The 18,105-nt window shown below is 37.0% G+C and carries 14 protein-coding genes; 2 read left to right on the top strand and 12 right to left on the bottom strand.

From position 1 onward, the window contains the following. The first annotated feature begins 333 nt into the window (after positions 1–333). On the top strand, positions 334–1,116 hold the full coding sequence (locus ACEN9X_RS27675; protein ID WP_413668210.1) for a helix-turn-helix transcriptional regulator: 783 nt from the start codon (positions 334–336) through the stop codon (positions 1,114–1,116). Positions 1,117–1,194: 78 nt separating this feature from the next. Next, positions 1,195–2,592 carry an alpha/beta hydrolase-fold protein gene (locus ACEN9X_RS27670; RefSeq protein WP_413668209.1) on the top strand — a complete coding sequence of 466 codons (1,398 nt, stop codon included), beginning with the start codon at positions 1,195–1,197 and terminating at the stop codon, positions 2,590–2,592. A gap of 48 nt (positions 2,593–2,640) precedes the next feature. On the opposite strand, the gene ACEN9X_RS27665 is transcribed toward ACEN9X_RS27670, so the two are convergent. From ACEN9X_RS27665 to ACEN9X_RS27610, 12 genes are all read right to left on the bottom strand, one after another. After that, on the bottom strand, positions 2,641–3,279 hold the full coding sequence (locus ACEN9X_RS27665; RefSeq protein WP_413668208.1) for an MgtC/SapB family protein: 639 nt from the start codon (positions 3,277–3,279) through the stop codon (positions 2,641–2,643). A gap of 328 nt (positions 3,280–3,607) precedes the next feature. Further along, positions 3,608–4,951: a sugar transferase gene (locus ACEN9X_RS27660; RefSeq protein WP_413668207.1), complete on the bottom strand. Its 1,344-nt coding sequence runs from the start codon at positions 4,949–4,951 to the stop codon at positions 3,608–3,610. Between the two features lie 132 nt (positions 4,952–5,083). Then, the gene (locus tag ACEN9X_RS27655; RefSeq protein WP_413668206.1) at positions 5,084–6,193 is read right to left on the bottom strand and encodes a glycosyltransferase family 4 protein; all 1,110 of its coding nucleotides are present in this window, start codon (positions 6,191–6,193) and stop codon (positions 5,084–5,086) included. 30 nt (positions 6,194–6,223) lie between these two features. Next, positions 6,224–6,757 (bottom strand): serine O-acetyltransferase, encoded by a 534-nt coding sequence (locus tag ACEN9X_RS27650; RefSeq protein ID WP_413668205.1) that lies wholly within the window; start codon positions 6,755–6,757, stop codon positions 6,224–6,226. After that, positions 6,744–7,787, bottom strand: a complete 1,044-nt coding sequence (locus ACEN9X_RS27645; protein WP_413668204.1) for a glycosyltransferase family 4 protein — start codon at positions 7,785–7,787, stop codon at positions 6,744–6,746. Before ACEN9X_RS27645 ends, ACEN9X_RS27650 begins: the two co-directional genes overlap by 14 nt. Positions 7,788–7,818: 31 nt before the next feature. Beyond that, positions 7,819–9,081 carry an O-antigen polymerase gene (locus tag ACEN9X_RS27640; RefSeq protein WP_413668203.1) on the bottom strand — a complete coding sequence of 421 codons (1,263 nt, stop codon included), beginning with the start codon at positions 9,079–9,081 and terminating at the stop codon, positions 7,819–7,821. A gap of 39 nt (positions 9,082–9,120) precedes the next feature. After that, positions 9,121–10,137, bottom strand: coding sequence for a glycosyltransferase (locus tag ACEN9X_RS27635; protein ID WP_413668202.1), 1,017 nt, complete (start codon positions 10,135–10,137; stop codon positions 9,121–9,123). Further along, entirely contained in the window at positions 10,130–11,665 is a 1,536-nt protein-coding gene (locus tag ACEN9X_RS27630) for a hypothetical protein (RefSeq protein WP_413668201.1), read from the bottom strand. Before ACEN9X_RS27630 ends, ACEN9X_RS27635 begins: the two co-directional genes overlap by 8 nt. Before the next feature lie 64 nt (positions 11,666–11,729). Next, positions 11,730–13,286, bottom strand: a complete 1,557-nt coding sequence (gene murJ, locus ACEN9X_RS27625) for a murein biosynthesis integral membrane protein MurJ (protein WP_413668200.1) — start codon at positions 13,284–13,286, stop codon at positions 11,730–11,732. A 78-nt stretch (positions 13,287–13,364) separates the two neighbouring features. Then, complete coding sequence (locus ACEN9X_RS27620) at positions 13,365–14,420, bottom strand: glycosyltransferase family 4 protein (protein WP_413668199.1); 1,056 nt, start codon at positions 14,418–14,420, stop codon at positions 13,365–13,367. After that, entirely contained in the window at positions 14,410–15,504 is a 1,095-nt protein-coding gene (locus tag ACEN9X_RS27615; RefSeq protein ID WP_413668198.1) for a lipopolysaccharide biosynthesis protein, read from the bottom strand. Before ACEN9X_RS27615 ends, ACEN9X_RS27620 begins: the two co-directional genes overlap by 11 nt. A 20-nt stretch (positions 15,505–15,524) precedes the next feature. Then, on the bottom strand, positions 15,525–18,008 hold the full coding sequence (locus tag ACEN9X_RS27610) for an SLBB domain-containing protein (protein ID WP_413668197.1): 2,484 nt from the start codon (positions 18,006–18,008) through the stop codon (positions 15,525–15,527). Positions 18,009–18,105 lie beyond the last annotated feature (97 nt).

Here is an 18,105-nt window from a genome sequence, read left to right as displayed (position 1 = left end):
CCCTTTAAAGTAATTTAAAGGGGCTTGTTTTTGTTTAAACATACCATGTTTGCTCATGGATAATTATGTCTTCCAACCTAAAATACTTGCATAATATATTTTTTCGGCGGATTTCCACTGCATGCCGGGATCATAATTTGGTTTGAAATAATGATGAGTTTGTTTTTGTACGGTAGTAATAGCATAGTATATCATAATCGTACTATTAGTGTACGCTTGCGGAACAGCCCATTATTCGTTCAGGATAAGATATATTGCTCATTATTAATGTTATAGAGTTTTGGCATGGATGTTACGATTAAATTCACGTAATATATATTGACGCTGAAATTATTGAAAAGCACCTTACATATTAAAGATCTTACAAGTCATGCAGTGGATCTCGATCTGCGTGTTTCCACACAGGTTGATGCAATCGGCAACCCGGGAAAACATTATCATGAGTGCACTAACCTTGTCTTTATACTTGAGGGGAGATGCCTTGAAAAGAGACAATTTCAAAGCTTTGAACGAAGGGCTGCTGATTTAGCATTTTTGCATGCAGGTGAGATGCACGAGACCACTTTTACCGCTTTCCCCACACGATATATTTCCCTTGAAATCAAACCCGAGGTTTTCGCGGAAAATAATATTGATGAGAATACAGTTTTAAATATCATCAAAAGATCTCCGGATGCTAAGTTTCTGATGCTAAAGATTTATGCGGAGTTATTATATCAGGATGATCTTTCAGCCAACTCAATCAAGATGCTGTTCTTACAATTTGCTTCCCTTTCGCAGATAGCCGGCCATACCAGGACACTACCCACATGGGTTACCATAGTGTACGAATTGCTAAATGATAAATGGAACGAAAATAATACTCTAAAACAATTGTCGGAGATTTCCGGGGTAAATCCTGTCACCATATCTAAGCATTTCCCTCATTATTTTGCATGCACGCTTGGAAACTATGTGCGTAAGCTAAGAGTAGAACGTGCGTTATCAATGATGAAGAATGAGAATATTTCTCTGACTGAAGTCGCACATTCCTGCAATTTTTCGGATCAAAGCCATTTTATCCGAAAATTTAAAGATTATACCGGACTAATACCAAAGCATTACCGAAAACTTTAAGCACAGGGCTATATAAGGCAAATTTCGTTCTATTTTCCCGCTTTTCTGAGAATTACATTTGAAGAAACTAATTTGAATATGAAGTATATCATCACCATACTGTTCTTGTTTTATCAACTAATTGGTTTTGCAGTTGCACAACAATTCAAAGTGAGCTATTCCTCATCAGCATTCAAGGGACCGTTCACCGGTAGTGTTATATTGTATCTTTCAAAAAAGGCAACCGAGCCTAAGAATGAGCTATATGAACCTTGTTACCGGCGGATTGTAAAAGATATCAAACCCGGTGCAGCTGTTATTTTTGACGATATAGCTATTGCTCACCCTGTGCCTTTAAGTAAGCTTGAGCGTGGTATTTATTATGTACAGGCTGTTTGGGACAGAGACCTGGGCGGACGAAATATTGGAACAAGCCCGGGTAATCTGTATAGCAAAAGCGTGCAGGTTAATTTCGACAATGATGGAACTCAGATAATCCGTTTGGTATGTGATCAGGTGGTACCTCAACTTGTTTTTGTGAACAGCACTTATGTAAAGGAGCTTAAGGCTCCATCTAAGTTGCTGAGTAAATTCAGTCACAGATCGATGACTGTTGACGGAGCTGTCATTCTGCCTAAGCAATATTTCAGCGAAAAAGAAAGAAAATTTCCTGTTGTGTTTATGATTAACGGTTACGGTAGTGATTACCACCATTATTCCAAAGAAAATGGCGACACGCTTGCGGCTTTCCCTATTGATACTATCGCCTGCATAAAGGTGTTTCTGGATGGTAATTGCCGTTTGGGCCATAGTGTTTATGCCAACAGCGAGAATACAGGACCCTGGGCCGACGCATTGACAGGCGAATTTATTCCATTGCTCGAAAAAGAATACCGTTGTAATGGCGCTTTCCTGGCTAAAGGCCATAGCAGTGGCGGGTGGGCATGCTTGTGGTTGCAAATACATTACCCTAAGTTATTTGCCGGGATCAATGCCAGTGCGCCCGACCCAGTCGATTTTCGATCATGCGTAAAAGTGAATAAGTATGCAGGAGAGCCAACGAAAAATTATAAATACGATTATGAAGAAGTGATTTATCGCGGCGAACAGGGAATTTCTTTTGATGCGGTTTACGGACCGCGCGACAAAAATGGACAGGTAAAACGTTTATATGACTATACCACAGGTAAAATGCGACTGGATGTGTTGGAACACTGGAAACGGTATGATATATCGCTTTATCTCAGAAAAAACTGGTATGGGTTGAAGAACGACTTGCGGGATAAAATACGGATATCGGTGGGTAACGAGGATACCTACTCTTTAAATCTTCCTGTGCATCTGTTGGAAAATGAGATGAAAAAGATCAATGCCACCATCGCCTTTGCGTATTATCCGGGCGATCATTTTTCCGTATCTACTCCCGCGTACAGGCACGATCAGGATGAATGGCTGGAGGAAAAATATCAGGAGTGGTTAAAGCAGCATGAAAAATAGACGCGGTTGCTCTTTGGTTTCAGATGGGTGCCTCAAACAGAAACTGTATCACGAAATCTCAAAATGTTCGATAAAAGAAATATCAATAATTGAGTTAACAAATACGTCCATTTTTACCGAAGGTCCTTGAAGCTGCCACGTTAAAAACATATAGTCGCCGTCTTTTACTCTTTTAATCATCTTGAATTTCAATTTATGAGCTTTCATCATATTTTCGCATAACATGATGCCATTTGCCGGGATCGGGCATTTAATGTAAAACGTTTTGGATTGATTATAATAGTCTATTTTCTTTTGAAAAAAAGGAAGTACGGCAAGTATAAACAAGATCATTATACTGGCACACGCGGCCGCTAAATAGTAACCGGCGCCAATACCCATCCCCACTGCCGCAACCGCCCATATAGTAGCTGCCGTGGTTATGCCATTAACCCGGTTTTCGCCTCTGAAAATAACACCGGCACCAAGGAAGCCAATACCGGTAACAACGTTTGAAGCGATCCTGTCTGCATTATTAGGCGCACCAATAGCTGTTGACATCAATGTGAAAAAACAAGCGCCAAAAGATATCATAATGGTGGTACGGAAACCAGCCGCTTTGCCGTGATATTCTCTTTCGGCGCCTACAAGTCCGCCCCACAACAAGGCCAGCAAAAACCTGATCAGAATTTCTATATCAAAAGTCATAAATTCAATTACACTGATTATAATCGAATATATGATTTTTATAAATAGTTGAACAGCGGATTTTCGTTGTGTATGTGATGAGGTAAGAGGCGGATGTCATCTGATGTAATACAAGACGGTGTTTTGCGGCGATATGGGATATGGCTTAGGCAGACTTCATTATTCCGATAAATCCTAATAGAACATGTGGTTTTTATCTTGTGAGGTCTGATCCATATCTAAAAAAATAAAGCAGGATGTCATGGAACGTCCTGCTTTATTTTTAACCCTCGTATGTTTTCGGGATTCGTTTTCCCGAATTTACGTAATAGCTGTTTGAGATTGTATTTTATTTGCCCTTAAGCTGCACCATTACCTTTATGGTTTGGAAAATTATGCTTAAATCGTTATTAAAGTTAATGTTCTTTAAATAAATAAGATCATAACGAATTCTGTCCCGCATCTCCTGAACGTTTTCTGCATAGCCGTAGTTTACCTGACCTATGGATGTAAGACCGGGCTTAAGCTTAAATAGCTTTTTATAATTAGGCGATTCTTCTATAAGTTGCTCGATAAAATACTGCCGCTCCGGCCTTGGCCCAACAATAGACATGTCTCCTTTTAAAACATTCCAAAACTGTGGCAATTCATCTAAGCGGGATTTACGTAAAAACAAGCCCCATTTAGTAATCCTTGGGTCTTTATCTTTTGATAGTAAGGGAACAGCCTGTTCAGAGTTCACGTACATGCTTCTGAACTTATACATGCTGAAAGGTTTGTGATTCCTGCCAATTCTTTCCTGGCGATAAAAAACCGGGCCTTTTGAAGTTAGCTTGGTTATTATGGCTAATACAATGAACACGGGAAGTCCCGGGATCATTACAAGAAGCGAGAACAAAATATCAAAGCAACGTTTAAATAAAATAATTTTAAGGCTGATTTCAATAGATGAAGTAATTTGTATTACCGGCAAGTTTTCATAATTGACAATGCTGGCATAGCTGTTATCGAGCACAAGATCCGATACCAATTTGATTTTTATGGAATGCTGGTCGCCCAGGTTTACCAGCTTATTCAATAAAAGCTGATCCATAAATTTGTAGCATATAAATGCTTCATCAGGCCCGGCATCGAGTATTTTATCGAATAATACGTCGTGAGGCATGCTTTCAATCATTTCTTCAGGTATAGTGGTGATGAAATTGTATCCATATTCCGGATGCCGTGAAAATGATTTTTTTACCCTATTAACGATGTCTGCATTCCCAATAATTATAACGTGCTTAATGTTATATCCTTTTTTTCGAATATAATCGAGTGTGAAAAAGATCAAAGATCGTTGTACTACTATGAAGATGAAAAACAAAAGATAGGTGCAAAACATCACCATCCTGCTTACCTCATAAAGTTTAAAGAAATACACTATGCCCAGAACCATTACAAGATGGTACACTATAGAGGACATGAATTTGCTTAAATTGTCACTTAATATGAGCGGCCTTTTTATAGTGTAGTTTTTAGTCACCGAAGCAATAGTGATCCAGGTTAGATTAACTAATAATAAAAAGTCGGTTGACTGTATTTCGTACGAATAAAACGTAAATATAAGTAAATGAGCACATTGAAGTGCGATATTTAATAGTATTAAGTCACATAAAAATGTGAATGGTTGAAGTAATTTTGAGTAGCGCATTTGCGATCAGGGTTAAGTTGTGCAAATATAATAATTTTACTAAAACGAATTGTTTTTTAAAATAAAATCAATGTTTGTTAAACTTAATTACGGGGACTACATCTGAAACGCTACAGTTGTAAACTAATTATTTTATATTTTATTTTGTATTTTTTGATTAATGTAGCTAATTAGCTCATTTTTAAATCTATTTGTTGAAAAAGAAGATGCGTGTCGGGTGATTTCTTTATAATTAAATAATGATATGTTAACCTCGAAAGTTTCGACGGCTTCTTTAATAGCTTCTACAGACTGCTCATAAAAGAATATTCCTGTTTTGTTTTCGACAACGCTCTCCAACGCGCCGCCTTTACCAAAAGCAATCACCGGGGTGCCACAAGCCTGGGCTTCAACAGGTAAAATACCAAAATCTTCTTCGGCGGCAAATACAAAGGCCTTAGCTTCGGTGAGATATTTTTTGAGTACATCAAAGGGTTGATAGCCGAGCAAGACGGTATTAGATGCGGCTAATTTGCTTACCTTTTTTAAATCTGGCCCCTCGCCAATTACATATAATTTTTTATCGGGCATTTGGGCAAAAGCCTGCACAATCAGATCAATTTTTTTGTAAGGAACAAATCTCGAGCAAGTAACATAGTAGTTTTTTTTCTCATAAACAGGTAAAAAGTCTTCGGTTGCTACATTTGGATATATGACCTTACTTTCGCGCCCATAAACCTTTTTAATTCGCTTTGCTATATAATTTGAATTTGCAATAAAATGATCAACACGGTTGGTGCTTATTATATCCCATATTCTAATGCGGTGCAGCAGATATTTTGCTATGAGCCCTTTCAAACCTTTATCTAATCCCGATTCCTTCAAATACTGGTGGTGCAAGTCCCAGGCATAACGTATCGGTGAATGGCAATAGCAAACATGGATTTGGTTGGAGTTGGTTAAAGCCCCTTTGGCAACGGCATGTGAAGATGATATAATCAAATCGTAGCCCGAGAGATCAAATTGTTCTATTGCTAAGGGAAACAGAGGTAGGTACGCTCTGTATTTGGTTTTGGCGAATGGCAATTTCTGAATAAAGGAAGTTGTAACTTTATGGCTGGAAAGGCCAAGCTTCGCGATGGTTTCATCGCGGGCCACCAATGTATAAATATCGGCATCGGGATACAATGCTGCAATTTCTTTGAAAACATTTTCAGAGCCTCCAATTACGGTAAGCCATTCGTGTACTAATGCAACTTTCAAGAATTTATAAATAAAAAATTAAAAAATCCGTTAATTTTTAGGATATATTATATTGTTGTCTTTGCGTATTTTACAGATGCTATTCGGTGCAATGCTTTCACTTACCACACAATTTGCGCCAATTATAGATGCCTGGCCTATTACTATCTTCCCAATTAACTTTGCACCGGCGCAAATTGTGCAGTTTTTTTGAACTATGGGAAAACCATCCGTTGCGCTTATGACAGCGCCAATTCCTCTTCTACCAAGTGTTACACCATGAAAAAGGATGACATTACTTTCAATTTGAGCTCCTGAACCAATTACAAGCCCAACACCGTGAACTATCACAATACCTCCTGCTATCTTAGCCTTGTAATCAATATCAATAGCATATAATATCTGAATAATTCGGGTTAATACAAAAGGCAATAGTGGGATATGCATTTTACTTGCACTATGCGCAAGCCGATAAAATAAAAGGGCATGGAACCCACGATTAAAAAAAAATAGCCCCCATTTATTTGCATTTCCAAATTGATGAGATGCTTCAAGGTCTGCTTTGCTGTCTTTAAACCAGTTCATTAATTATGCTTAGTAGTTCTTTTGCTGAATTATCCCAGCTAAATCTTTTTATATTGTTATTCCCTTTTAATATAAGTTGTTTTTTAAGATTGTCGTCTCCCAGTAAATTAGTAATCTTATTTCTTATGTCCTTCACATTATTGGGATCCGCATACAATGCCGAGTCGTTGTAAATCTCTTTATGCACCGGTATGTTTGATAGGATAACAGGGCATTCAAGCTGCATTGCCTCCAGAGGCGGCAATCCGAAACCTTCATATAGGCTTATATATATAAAAGCTTCGGCATGTTTTATCAGATTCGCTAAGTCTCTATCCGAAACATAACCCTTTATAATTACTTTTTCATTGATTAGTTTAGAATCAAAAGCGGCTGCGAAGTTATCGCTTTTTAAGCCGACAATTACGAGTTTAACATTTGAATCTAAATCGTTGAAAGCTGTTATTAGATTAGTGAGGTTCTTTCGCGGGTCCAATGATGAGATAGTTAACAAATATTTGTCCTGAACAGGAAAGGGATCCTGGTTTTCAGGAATATTCATTGACGTAGCGTTATAAATAACCTTAATCTTATGAGCGGGCAATCTTAAAAATTTAATAATGTCATCTTTAGACGAATTACTTACGGTTAAAATCTTGAGGCTGTTGTTTGCAATATGAGGAATCAAAAAATTGTACCAATAATAAAATTTCTTAGAGAACCATGATGGATTTACTTTGTACGACATATCATGTATGGTAACTATCTGATTGCGATAAAACAATAAACCGGTGTTGCATAAATTTATCAATACCGGTTTATTGTTAGCAATAAGATAGTTGCGCAAATCAACTTGTTCCCATATATTGCCTGTTCTTTTTCCTATAACCACAGCGTCTAATTCGGCTGCGAGCTCTTTATTTAAAATATTATGAGGGCATACGAAAATAACATCGGGATTGAGTTTTTTAAGTGCCCTGCAAATTTCAATAGCAAATCGTTGCACTCCTGTAATCTTTTGTGTTAAGAACCTGGCGTTGATTATTACCATAATATAATAGTTGGTTACTGCCGTTTTAAAATCATTTTAACCTAAACCTATAAGCGTAAAACATCAGCAAAAATAGGGTAGGAAGCAGGTAAATAGATAAGGTGTAAAATGAAGACAACGGTTCAAAAATAGCCATACTTATTACTATCAGTACAGTAGACGTTAAAATAGACTTATGTTTCTCCATCCAGGTTTTTAAATACTTTAAAAATGCCCCTTTAATAAAACCAGATAAAAAAGAAAACGTGATTACTCCTGTCCATTGAAACGAAACGTAGCCCCACACAGGCCCGGGTAACCTTAAGCCACCAGATATTAATTCGGACAAATCTTTTCCAGGATTTACAACTTTAAGTGTATAAACAGAGGGATTCCACTCGTAATGACTGGGAACCAAACCACCAAAAACCGTTCTGCCATAAGTCCATTCGGGTTTATTTTCAAAATATGTTAAAAAGTTAAGCTGGTCGTAAATATCATTTGTACCGGCAGCCATTACCCGCCAAATTAAATGATCAGTTTTATCAAATCCGCCGGCTATATCATTGATATCTTTAATACCAATCAAGTAATAAAAAATGGAACTGAACAGATAAATAAAGACAATCAATAACAATAATATAGCAAAGGATGAACGGCTCTTAAATGACATGATTATAATTATGGCAGTTAATACGCCTGTGAAGGCCGGGCCCCTCGACAATGAAAGCATCATTAATATTACTGCAATAATTGTTAAAAAAAGGAATATTGATTTATTGCGATGTTTGTACCATATCATGAAGGATATAGGTGTAATATTACTAAGAATAAAAAAGGAAGATAGATAAACGATGGATGTATAGAAAGGAACCTGGTAGGGGCCTCTGAAAAATTTAGCAGATACCGGATCTGCTGCAAACATCGGCACAAATCCCATCATTAAATAACCTAAAATCAATCCCCCGATTCCGCATATCAGGAAGTTCCTCGTGATTTTAATAATTCTCGATTCGTATTCCTCGAGCGAGAGCACATTAAATGAGAAACGGGCAGTTGGTAACTTTGCTAAAAAGCCTGCAAATAATCCTATCAGATAAAAAATAGTTCCTACCACCAGGATATTAACATATAAATCAACAACCTCCGCGGGGCTATCGTCCTGGATGTCTAAAATAAAGGTTGGTACTACATAGGCAATCAGGATAAATCCTACCCCCAAATGTGCTGGTACATTATACCTGCTCGGCCACACCAGATATGTGCCAAGCGTAAATAACGATAAGGATAAGCAAATTGCTACAGATGTCAACATTTCCGGTTATAATTTACACATGAGCATATTTTACCAACACTACGAGAAAAGAACATTTAATACTGTCGATCCAGCCTCTTTGGCAAGCTTCGCCTTTCCTGTTGTCAATCTTTTTGTCAACGCAAATAAAACGCCTAAAAGCACTGTTGGGAGGCATTTTTTGAACCACTTTTTGCTGATCTTAACTCTGTTTACTATTGAATAAAATTCAGCCATACTGGTATCCCTTTTTGGGGCATCGCCTGATCCTATTATTGAAGTACCTTCTTTATGATAAACAATTGCATTAGATTGCAGAGCGCAGCCGAATCCTTGTTTTTTGCCCCTCAGCACCCAATCCAACTCTTCATAATATAAAAAGAAGTCTTCGGTCATGAGTCCAACTTTGGTTAAAAACAGCTTGGGTATAAACATCGAGGCACCAACAATATAATTATTTTCACCTAATTTAAAATCGTCATATTGCCCGGCATCAACTTCACCTTCGCCAATATGGTAGGTACTTCCCAGCCATTTATTATATCGGCCGGCAACTGCTTGTAATAGTTGAGGCTTATAATAAAACCGCAATTTGCTTCCAACAATGTGGTTTAGGTCATGACTATCGAAAAAGGATACAAGGTTTTTCAAACAGTTTTTTTCAACTACAACATCATTATTCAATATCCAGATGAAAGACGATTTCTCTGCTTTTTCGTTAATATAAGCTAAGGCGATATTATTGGCTGCGGCAAAACCTCTGTTTTGGGCTTTTATAACAACTATCTTAGCATCAAGAGTTGCCAAATGAGCCCTAAATTCATTCTCACTGTCAAAAAAAATAGTTGATACAGGCTTTTCTACTAATGGGTATACAATAGTATTGAATTCGGTAGCAACTTCATATTGCTGATTGCCTGACCAGTCTTTAAGCTGGGCATATGATAGATAATCTGGTGAATTATCTATTAATAAAATCTGAAAATTACTATATGTTAGTTTTAATACGCTCTCCAGGCATTCAATAGTATCCTTATACTTTGTGTAATTCACTATAACGATGTATACCTTATTCATCTTCTAACCCCACTTCCATCAATATTTTCTTGCAGGTAAAGTACTTTAACTTGCTTAATTTATTTAATGTACGTTTTACTATATGGCTTTCATCAAAATCATAAGGTACACTGTTTTTATAAATCAAATTAAAGGAACTCATAAACTTAATAAGAGACTTCCTGGAGTAAAAATTTACCTGCGAACCTTTAGCTAATGTGAGCCGGCCAAATTTCAGGTCATTTTTTAAGAAACCTATTACAGTGCTTAGGCTCTTATAATTGGGTATGATCAAAATAACTTTGGTATCGCGATGAATGAGTTTTAATATGTTTTGCATATAGGTAATAACATCTTCCTGATAAGACAGCGTCATATCCAGAACTAAAACATCGGCTTTAATACCGTTTAAGTTAAAATCACTGTTGATATTGAATTTAATATCGGCAGGCCATTGTAGGTTCAATGCCGATTTAAAAATACTATGAGCGTATACTGTAAGCCCGCCTGTTCGCAAATATCTGAGTTGCTGTACCGACGATATCCCGAAATGAACAAGCGTTTTATCTGGTTTATTAATCCTTTTTAAGGCGTCATCAATATGTGATGCTTTAAAAAGGGCTTCGTCTTGTTTAAATACAGGTAATTCGTTATCGCTGTTGTCTTTAAACAGCATACTGTCCTTTTTAACAATCCCGAATATATATTTGATTAGTGCTTGGGTTGTTAAATGGGTACGTGTATAGTCAAGCAAAACATTAACCAGTTCCTGGTATTCTGTTTCTGGTATTGGAGTATTACCCTCTATTTTTCTTTTTATATCCGATACAATATGTTTAGGGAAATTAACCATCGTTTCGGCCGGGCATTCCTCAATATCTTTAAAATATGGCAGGCAGCCATTAGCTAAAATCTCATAGTGCCTCAAACAGTCCCATCCTTCTTTTTTAAATGTTGCTGCAAATTTTGAAGCCTGATAATCACTGTAGTAAGACGCTTCTGTTTGATGTACGTATGTGTACAATTTTCCCGGATAATTAATGGCCCAATCGCGTTCTTTTTTGGGAATAGCATTAACTATTTTTTCTGCGGGGATAGCGAAACTTATAGGATATACTGATGCCTGTTTGTTTGCCAGCTCCCTTTTAAAATAAAAACCTTTTTTTAGTAGTTTTTGGTGAACGGCAATACGGTCTTCGCCATCAATAAATATAATCTTATCAGCAGTATAATGTTGTGATACAGTTTCAAGAAACAGGCTGCATTGTTGTATTGAACCGTATATGATATAGGTGTAATAATTTGCTGCTATTTTTTTTTGAATGTCAGTAAAAGAAACAACCACTTTTAAATCGCTATTTAAAAGGCCATATAAAGTAAATCCTCTTCCATAAAGATAGCTCCTTTCATTTTCCAAAAGCGTATCATACATATACCACATGTCATTGGCGGCTTCCACTTCTTTTCCAAAGCTGCTTTTTAATCCGTGGTAAACGGAGTCACAAAGATAATCCGGCTGGTTACTATTACTAATGAATAATATTTTCATCAAATCTTTATTATATCGAATTTATTTTGACCACTAACATTTTACGCTTTCTGATTACTTAAAATTATCCGGGTATTGGCCTGAATCTTTTAAAAAAACGTTTAACAACCGCGGCTTCCTCAAGTCTGAAAATCAAAACTAACATTAGTTCAACAGCAAAAATGGCGATCAAAACCAACGATGCTACAATGTAATCTGATTTGAAAAAATTACTTATCAGAAGATGCATACCATAACATATGGCTGTTAACAACGCGCCGAAAAAAATCATAAAAGCAGCATCTGCAATTGCTTTTTTCCGAAAATTTCCTGTACTCACATATAATAAAATTAGCCCCATTATAAAATTGGAAATCATAGAAGACATTGGAAACGTATTGAGCCCAAGTTTTTTATATAGAGCTAAGTTGAATGCTATTTTTACAATAAATGAAATGATAACTACTTTTGAAAAAAAGTAAATTTTCTTTTGCGCTATAATAAGTTGTGTATATACCAGGTAAAATATCACGGTAAATAACCCTATTCCATACCACTTAAGCAGCATACTTGTTGGTTCAATCAGTTGCGCGCCAAATTTACCGCGTACCAAAACAATCTTTACAATTTCATGTGGTAAAACTATTAGTGTTACAGCAATAGGCAGCACTATCAAAATCATAAACCTGAAGTATTTCTGGGTTTCATTTATCAGTTCCTTTTCTGTGTTTTTAACATAAAAAAGTGAAAGTAGTGGGGTTAAAACTGTTGTAACAACTCCCATCAGCAGGCCTGAAGGTAGTTCTGAAAATTTTCGGGCGTAGTCAAGTACTGACACACTTCCTGAGCCTATTTCTGTAGTCAGGCTTTTTTCGATAGTGGAATCTGTTTGTGAAAACAGATAATTGATAAATAAGGGCAGAGCAAACAAAAAAAACGGTTTTATTAAATCGTATTTAGGAATAACAAATTTAAACCTGTAATTAAATTTAAACCTCAATTCACGATACAGAACAATTGTAAGCAATGCATAGCCTAAATATGCTGATACCACAAGCGAGTAAATACCTATTATGGGAGATAAAACTACTATTAATACGGTGTTGATGATCAGTGAAATGGAAGAAAGCAGATCCGGGATAAAATATGATTTATATGCATTTAAAATCGAGCTCCAGATATTGGTTATCTCCAGCATAAGCAGCGACGGTATCAAAATGCGGAGCATAAAAACCAATGTGTTTTTCTGTTTGTCAGAGAACCCCGGCGCAAATATGTCGGCCAAATTGTGCGAGAATAAGAATATCCCTGCGCTTACAAAAATTGATATAATAATGATTGTTGAAATAAGCGCATCTGTTGCTTTGTTAACGTCCTCTAAAGATTGTTCTTCCCTTATATGTATATACTTGGTGATAAATGTTTCATTTAACGGACCGAATAAAAGCTGAATAGATACCGTAATGATAGAAACACCAACAAGCCATGCATCCCTTTCAGGAGATATCCCAAAGTATTTTGCTGATAAGATAATGATTAAAAGCGCGGGAAATGCCTTTATAAATTTTAATGCTCCCAGCCCTATGGTAATAGCGATGCTTGACCTTTTAAAATATTCGCTTATTTGTGACTTAAATTTCAATGTGATTTTTAATTAATACATATTAATTTGTGATAGGAGAGGGACGGTAAATAATTCCGTTAAATGCTTCTGAACCAATTATACGTTTTGTTCAAAAATTTCAACCAATTCACTCGCACAATCCTCCCATGACTTTTGGTTTAGGATAAAACGGTTCCCGTTTTTTGCTATTCTTATTCGTTCAGAGTCGTTATTGAGCAGCTTTAACAGGGCTTGTATAATATACTCGGTATTACCGGCTTTAAAAACAATGGCCGTTTCATTATCTTTAGCATACATCATATGGCCTTCCGCGTCTGAACAAACCACGGCACAGCCGCAGTGCATTGCTTCTATACCTGGTATTCCATATCCTTCCCATAAACTGGGCGTTAAAAATATGGAACAACTGTTCATTATGTATGGCAAATTTTGAGGGGTTTGATAATAATGAAATCCCTCTGGCAGGTTTGATGGCCCTATTGAGGTGCCAAATAAATGAACTGTCAGATTGTTGTTTTGTTCTTTGAGCTTGAGCAGTGCTTCCAGGCCAAATTTAGATCCCTTTCTTTCTTCTGTGGAATACATCATACAAATACTGCCTTTTTCCCTGCTTTCAATAGGCATATTTATTTTAAAGAAATCTCTGTCAACATTTATTGAAACTTTATATACCTCTTCGCCTAACTGCCCGATATAATCTTTTATGTGGTTTGAATAGGTTAACTTAATAATGTTTTTAAACAGATAGGAGTCAATAATCATTTTTTTATCACCTGTCCAAAACTCTAAATCCTGTATTAAGTTAAATTTTTGTCCTTTTGAATTATCAAGTTTTTGAAGGTCATACGTTAACGACCAGCCAGTAAAAAAAATAACCTCCGCATCATTTATATCACCATTGTTTATCTCTTTAATTATTATCGACTTTATACCTTTATTAAATTTATACCATCCGGGGTGTTTAAACAGTAAAAGGTATAATCGTTTTAGTAACAAACGGAAAGGCGATAATTTAAAAGGGGATGTTTGTATACAATTATATACAATTACATCGTGGCCAAGGGTATGTAACTGATTAGCAAATTCATACATGATTTTTGTACCACCACCCGGCTTCCGGATAACATGGGGCAGTATAACGCTAATTTTCATACCCGTTGGATTTTAGAACTACTCCGGATTGTTTTTGCCTGGATAACAAAAGTATTATCGCAATAGATACGAATGCTAATGCAAAGCCGGCAAGAAATCCAGCCACTTTATTGAGTTTGGTCTTTTCAAGCGGTAGTACAGGACTATCAATCAGCTGGATTAAAGGTGTTTCCTGCCTTAACGACATTTTTGAAAGCTCAAGATTTTTTACAATTTCACCATAAATAGCAGTGCTTGCCTGAACGTCAATTTGCCTGCGTTGCGACGGAACCCTTAATATTTGTAAACCCGGATTAGCATTAGGGGCAGCATCTATTGCTGATGCCACTCCATTAATTGAATTATTCAAAACTTTTTTGACACTATCTGCCTGAAATTGAAGTATCTGTATATTTTGATTGCTTTTTTTTGTTTTAGTTACCTTGTAAAATTCATTGACGTTTGCAACAAGCTTTAAATTAAATTCTTTTGCAAATAACTCATCTTTATTAGTAACATCAACCCTTATAATGCTCAGTTTTTTATCTGGCTTACTAACTGTAAGTGACTGTTTGTTAAGTAATTCAACAAATTTGGTAATAATGCTATCTTGTTTGCGGCTAAAATTATCAGGATTGCCGTTGAACGAAATATTACTACCATCGCCTTCATCTTTCCAATCCTCCCTGAAGTTGTTGAACTCAATATATCTATCGATTATCAATTGTTTTTTTCCGTTAAATACAGCTTCGCTTAATAACGTTTTTTTAATCATTAACCGTGATTTGTACAATTCAAGAATATTATCATTCTGAAATATTCCGCCGCCACTCCCGCCGCCAATATCTATTCCGGCGATGGATGCCAGACCTGCATATTGACTTAGCGCGCCAGATTTGTTTCCATCATCCAATACAAAAGTAGATGACGCTGTATAAAGTGGTTTTTTAATTATTGCATATGTTAATCCCAGTGCTCCTCCTGTAATACTAACGATTAATAGAAGGACCAACTTGCTTTTAAGATAAGAAACCCTTGAACGGATTTTATTTAAAACATCGGTTACCGATATTTCATCGGGGCTATGTTTGGTTGTCTGAGTCATGGATACGTTTGAAGCTATACTTATTTATTCAAACTTAATATACCTAAAATGATAGCCCCCAAGGAAGCTAACCCCGTTGTAAACCCTAAGATAGTTTGGGCGGTATTGCCCTTGCTTTCTGATTTTTTAGGAACATATATTTCGCTACCAGGTTTAACCGAAGGGTGGTTGTTGAAGAACAGGAACTTGCGTGTGCCTTTTACAGTTCCGTTTGGATAAACCACATAGGCTCCGCGTCTTAAGGCATCAGGGCCATAACCACCGGCATTTGAAACAAAATCATTAAATGATTTCGATTTGTCATACACAACAGCGCTAGGGTAAAGCACTTGTCCGTTAACGCGTACAACCTGTTGTTGCTTAGGCACCCTGATAACGTCACCGTTCTCCAAAAGCAGATCCGTTTTTGAACCCGGCGATTTCAAGATCTTGTCCAATTCAATGCCCACATAGTTATTTCTAAGCTGCGTAGTATCGGTAGTTGTGTTTGTAGAGTCTTTGTAAGACCTTTTCAGCCTGTTGATCCGTGCAGAACGTTCTGCATTAATTGATACTGTATCTGTTTTATTTTTATCAATACCAAGTATCGCAAAATTGTCACGTTTCAGCGAGCCACCCGCGGCATCTGCAGATGCGGTAAGTCCGCCCGCTCTTGTAATCAGGTCCGATATTTTTTCGTTCTTATTTTTAATTGTATAGGATCCGGGATACAACACTTCACCCTCCACTTTTACAGTTTTTTGTTTTTCATATCCGGGGAGGCTATAAACAGAAACAATGTCAAAAGGCGTAAGCACAAAGTTTGCATCGGCAGGTTTCAGGTTCCCATCAATATTAACACTAAAAACCTGTGATACCGAACTGTTTTTAGACGATGGATCGGCGTCTGTCACTCTTCTTGCCACTTCAATACGATTTGTACTGGCACCTTCGGCAAAGCCACCAGCTTTTAAAATCAGGTCTTCCACTTTCATGTTTTCTGAAAATGCAAACTTTCCCGGTTTTCTGACATTTCCATTAATGGTAACAGTGTACTTATCCCTTAAATCAAATATAGATGAGATGTTAACGATATCTTCACGCTGCAACGGTATGTTCTGGGTCTTATTAATAACATCTTTAACGTTAAATCCTATTATTTCGGTGCTGTTGTCAGGTTTTAAGCGGGTAATGGTACCGCGCTCCGTAAAGGCATCTTCTTTTAGTCCTGCTGCTTTGTCAATTAATTGCAGTAATGTTAACCCGTTTTGAAGTTCATAATCGCCAGGTCTAAAAACGGCTCCTTTTATTACAACCCGGTTTTCAAACCTATAAATGATAGGTTCAATGGTATATTTATCCCCTCTTAAGGGAATGTAGTTTTTATAGTCGGCTTCCAGCACATCGGTTATTTTGCGCTGTTGATCACTTACCTGCGATACTTTGATCCTTGCGGTATATGCGCTGTCGGTAAAGCCGCCGGCATAGGTTATAATATTATCCAGGCTTTCCCCTGGTAAAACTTCAAATAGTGCCGGTATTTTAATCTCGCCAACAAGTTGTACCCTGGTGCGGTACGTTGGTACGCGCACAATGTCCTGATCCTGAAGGGTGATGTTATTTTTTTGATCGCCTTTTAGTAAGAAGTCATAAACATCCAGGTGCCTGATAATGCGATTGTTTCTGATAATCTCAATCTGCCTTAAACTTCCGTTATCGGAAGGGCCACCTGCTGTATATAAAGCATTAAAGACGGTAGCAAGCGATGGTAGGGTATAGGTGCCCGGTTTAGCCACCTGGCCTATAATAATTACCTGGATACTGCGGATGTTGCCGAGCGTAACCTGCACGCTTGTGCCACGGCCAATAGCGTAATTGTTTGCGGCAAGCTTGCTTTTTATTAATACTGTAGCTTGTTCAATAGTTTTACTGCCTACGTTTAAAATACCAACGCCCGGAATGTTTATATTTCCTTCGGGTGATACATCCAGTTTCCAGTTTACTAACGAGCTGCCATATACACTAATATTCAGCTGGTCATTAGGACCAACAATATAATTCAGCGGGGTTGCAAGTTTAAGGTTGGGTTCAAATGAGCTGTTTTTGTTTTTAAAAATGTCTGCACCAAAAATTTTAGGTTTTAGGCTTTCAAAAAGGTCTTTGTTGGTGTAAACGGTGTCCGTTGTATCTCGTTTATAGTTTAACTGCCTTCCCTGTTGTGTTTGTGTTGAATCAGGTTGAGTATTGGATGATCCGTTGTTTTTGGTCCTTAGCTTTTTTATGCGAAGCTCTAATTTTTGAACTTGTGCAGCCGACATGCCGCGGCTTTGAGCCTGTTGCAGTACATCCGTATCGGTTAAGTTTGCCTTTTCAGCTTGTTGCAGCAGTTGTATCACCTGCTGATCCGAAAGATCGTCAACATTAATTGAAGAAATGTTTTGTAAGTTGGTTTGGGCGGTGATATTAGTAACTGCTCCAAAGCTTAGCACGGCAATTAAAAATATAAAAAAGCGAAGTCTGTTCATATGTAAAAGTTATCAGAGCATAAAAATAACACTCTAATAAATGATATTATTTTCTGCAAAAGTAAACCAATTTCCCGTTGTCGGGGATAAAGTATTT

The organism is Mucilaginibacter sp. Mucisp86 (assembly GCF_047324315.1).
Taxonomy (GTDB): Bacteria; Bacteroidota; Bacteroidia; order Sphingobacteriales; family Sphingobacteriaceae; genus Mucilaginibacter.
This window is presented reverse-complemented; position numbering and strand designations above follow the sequence as displayed.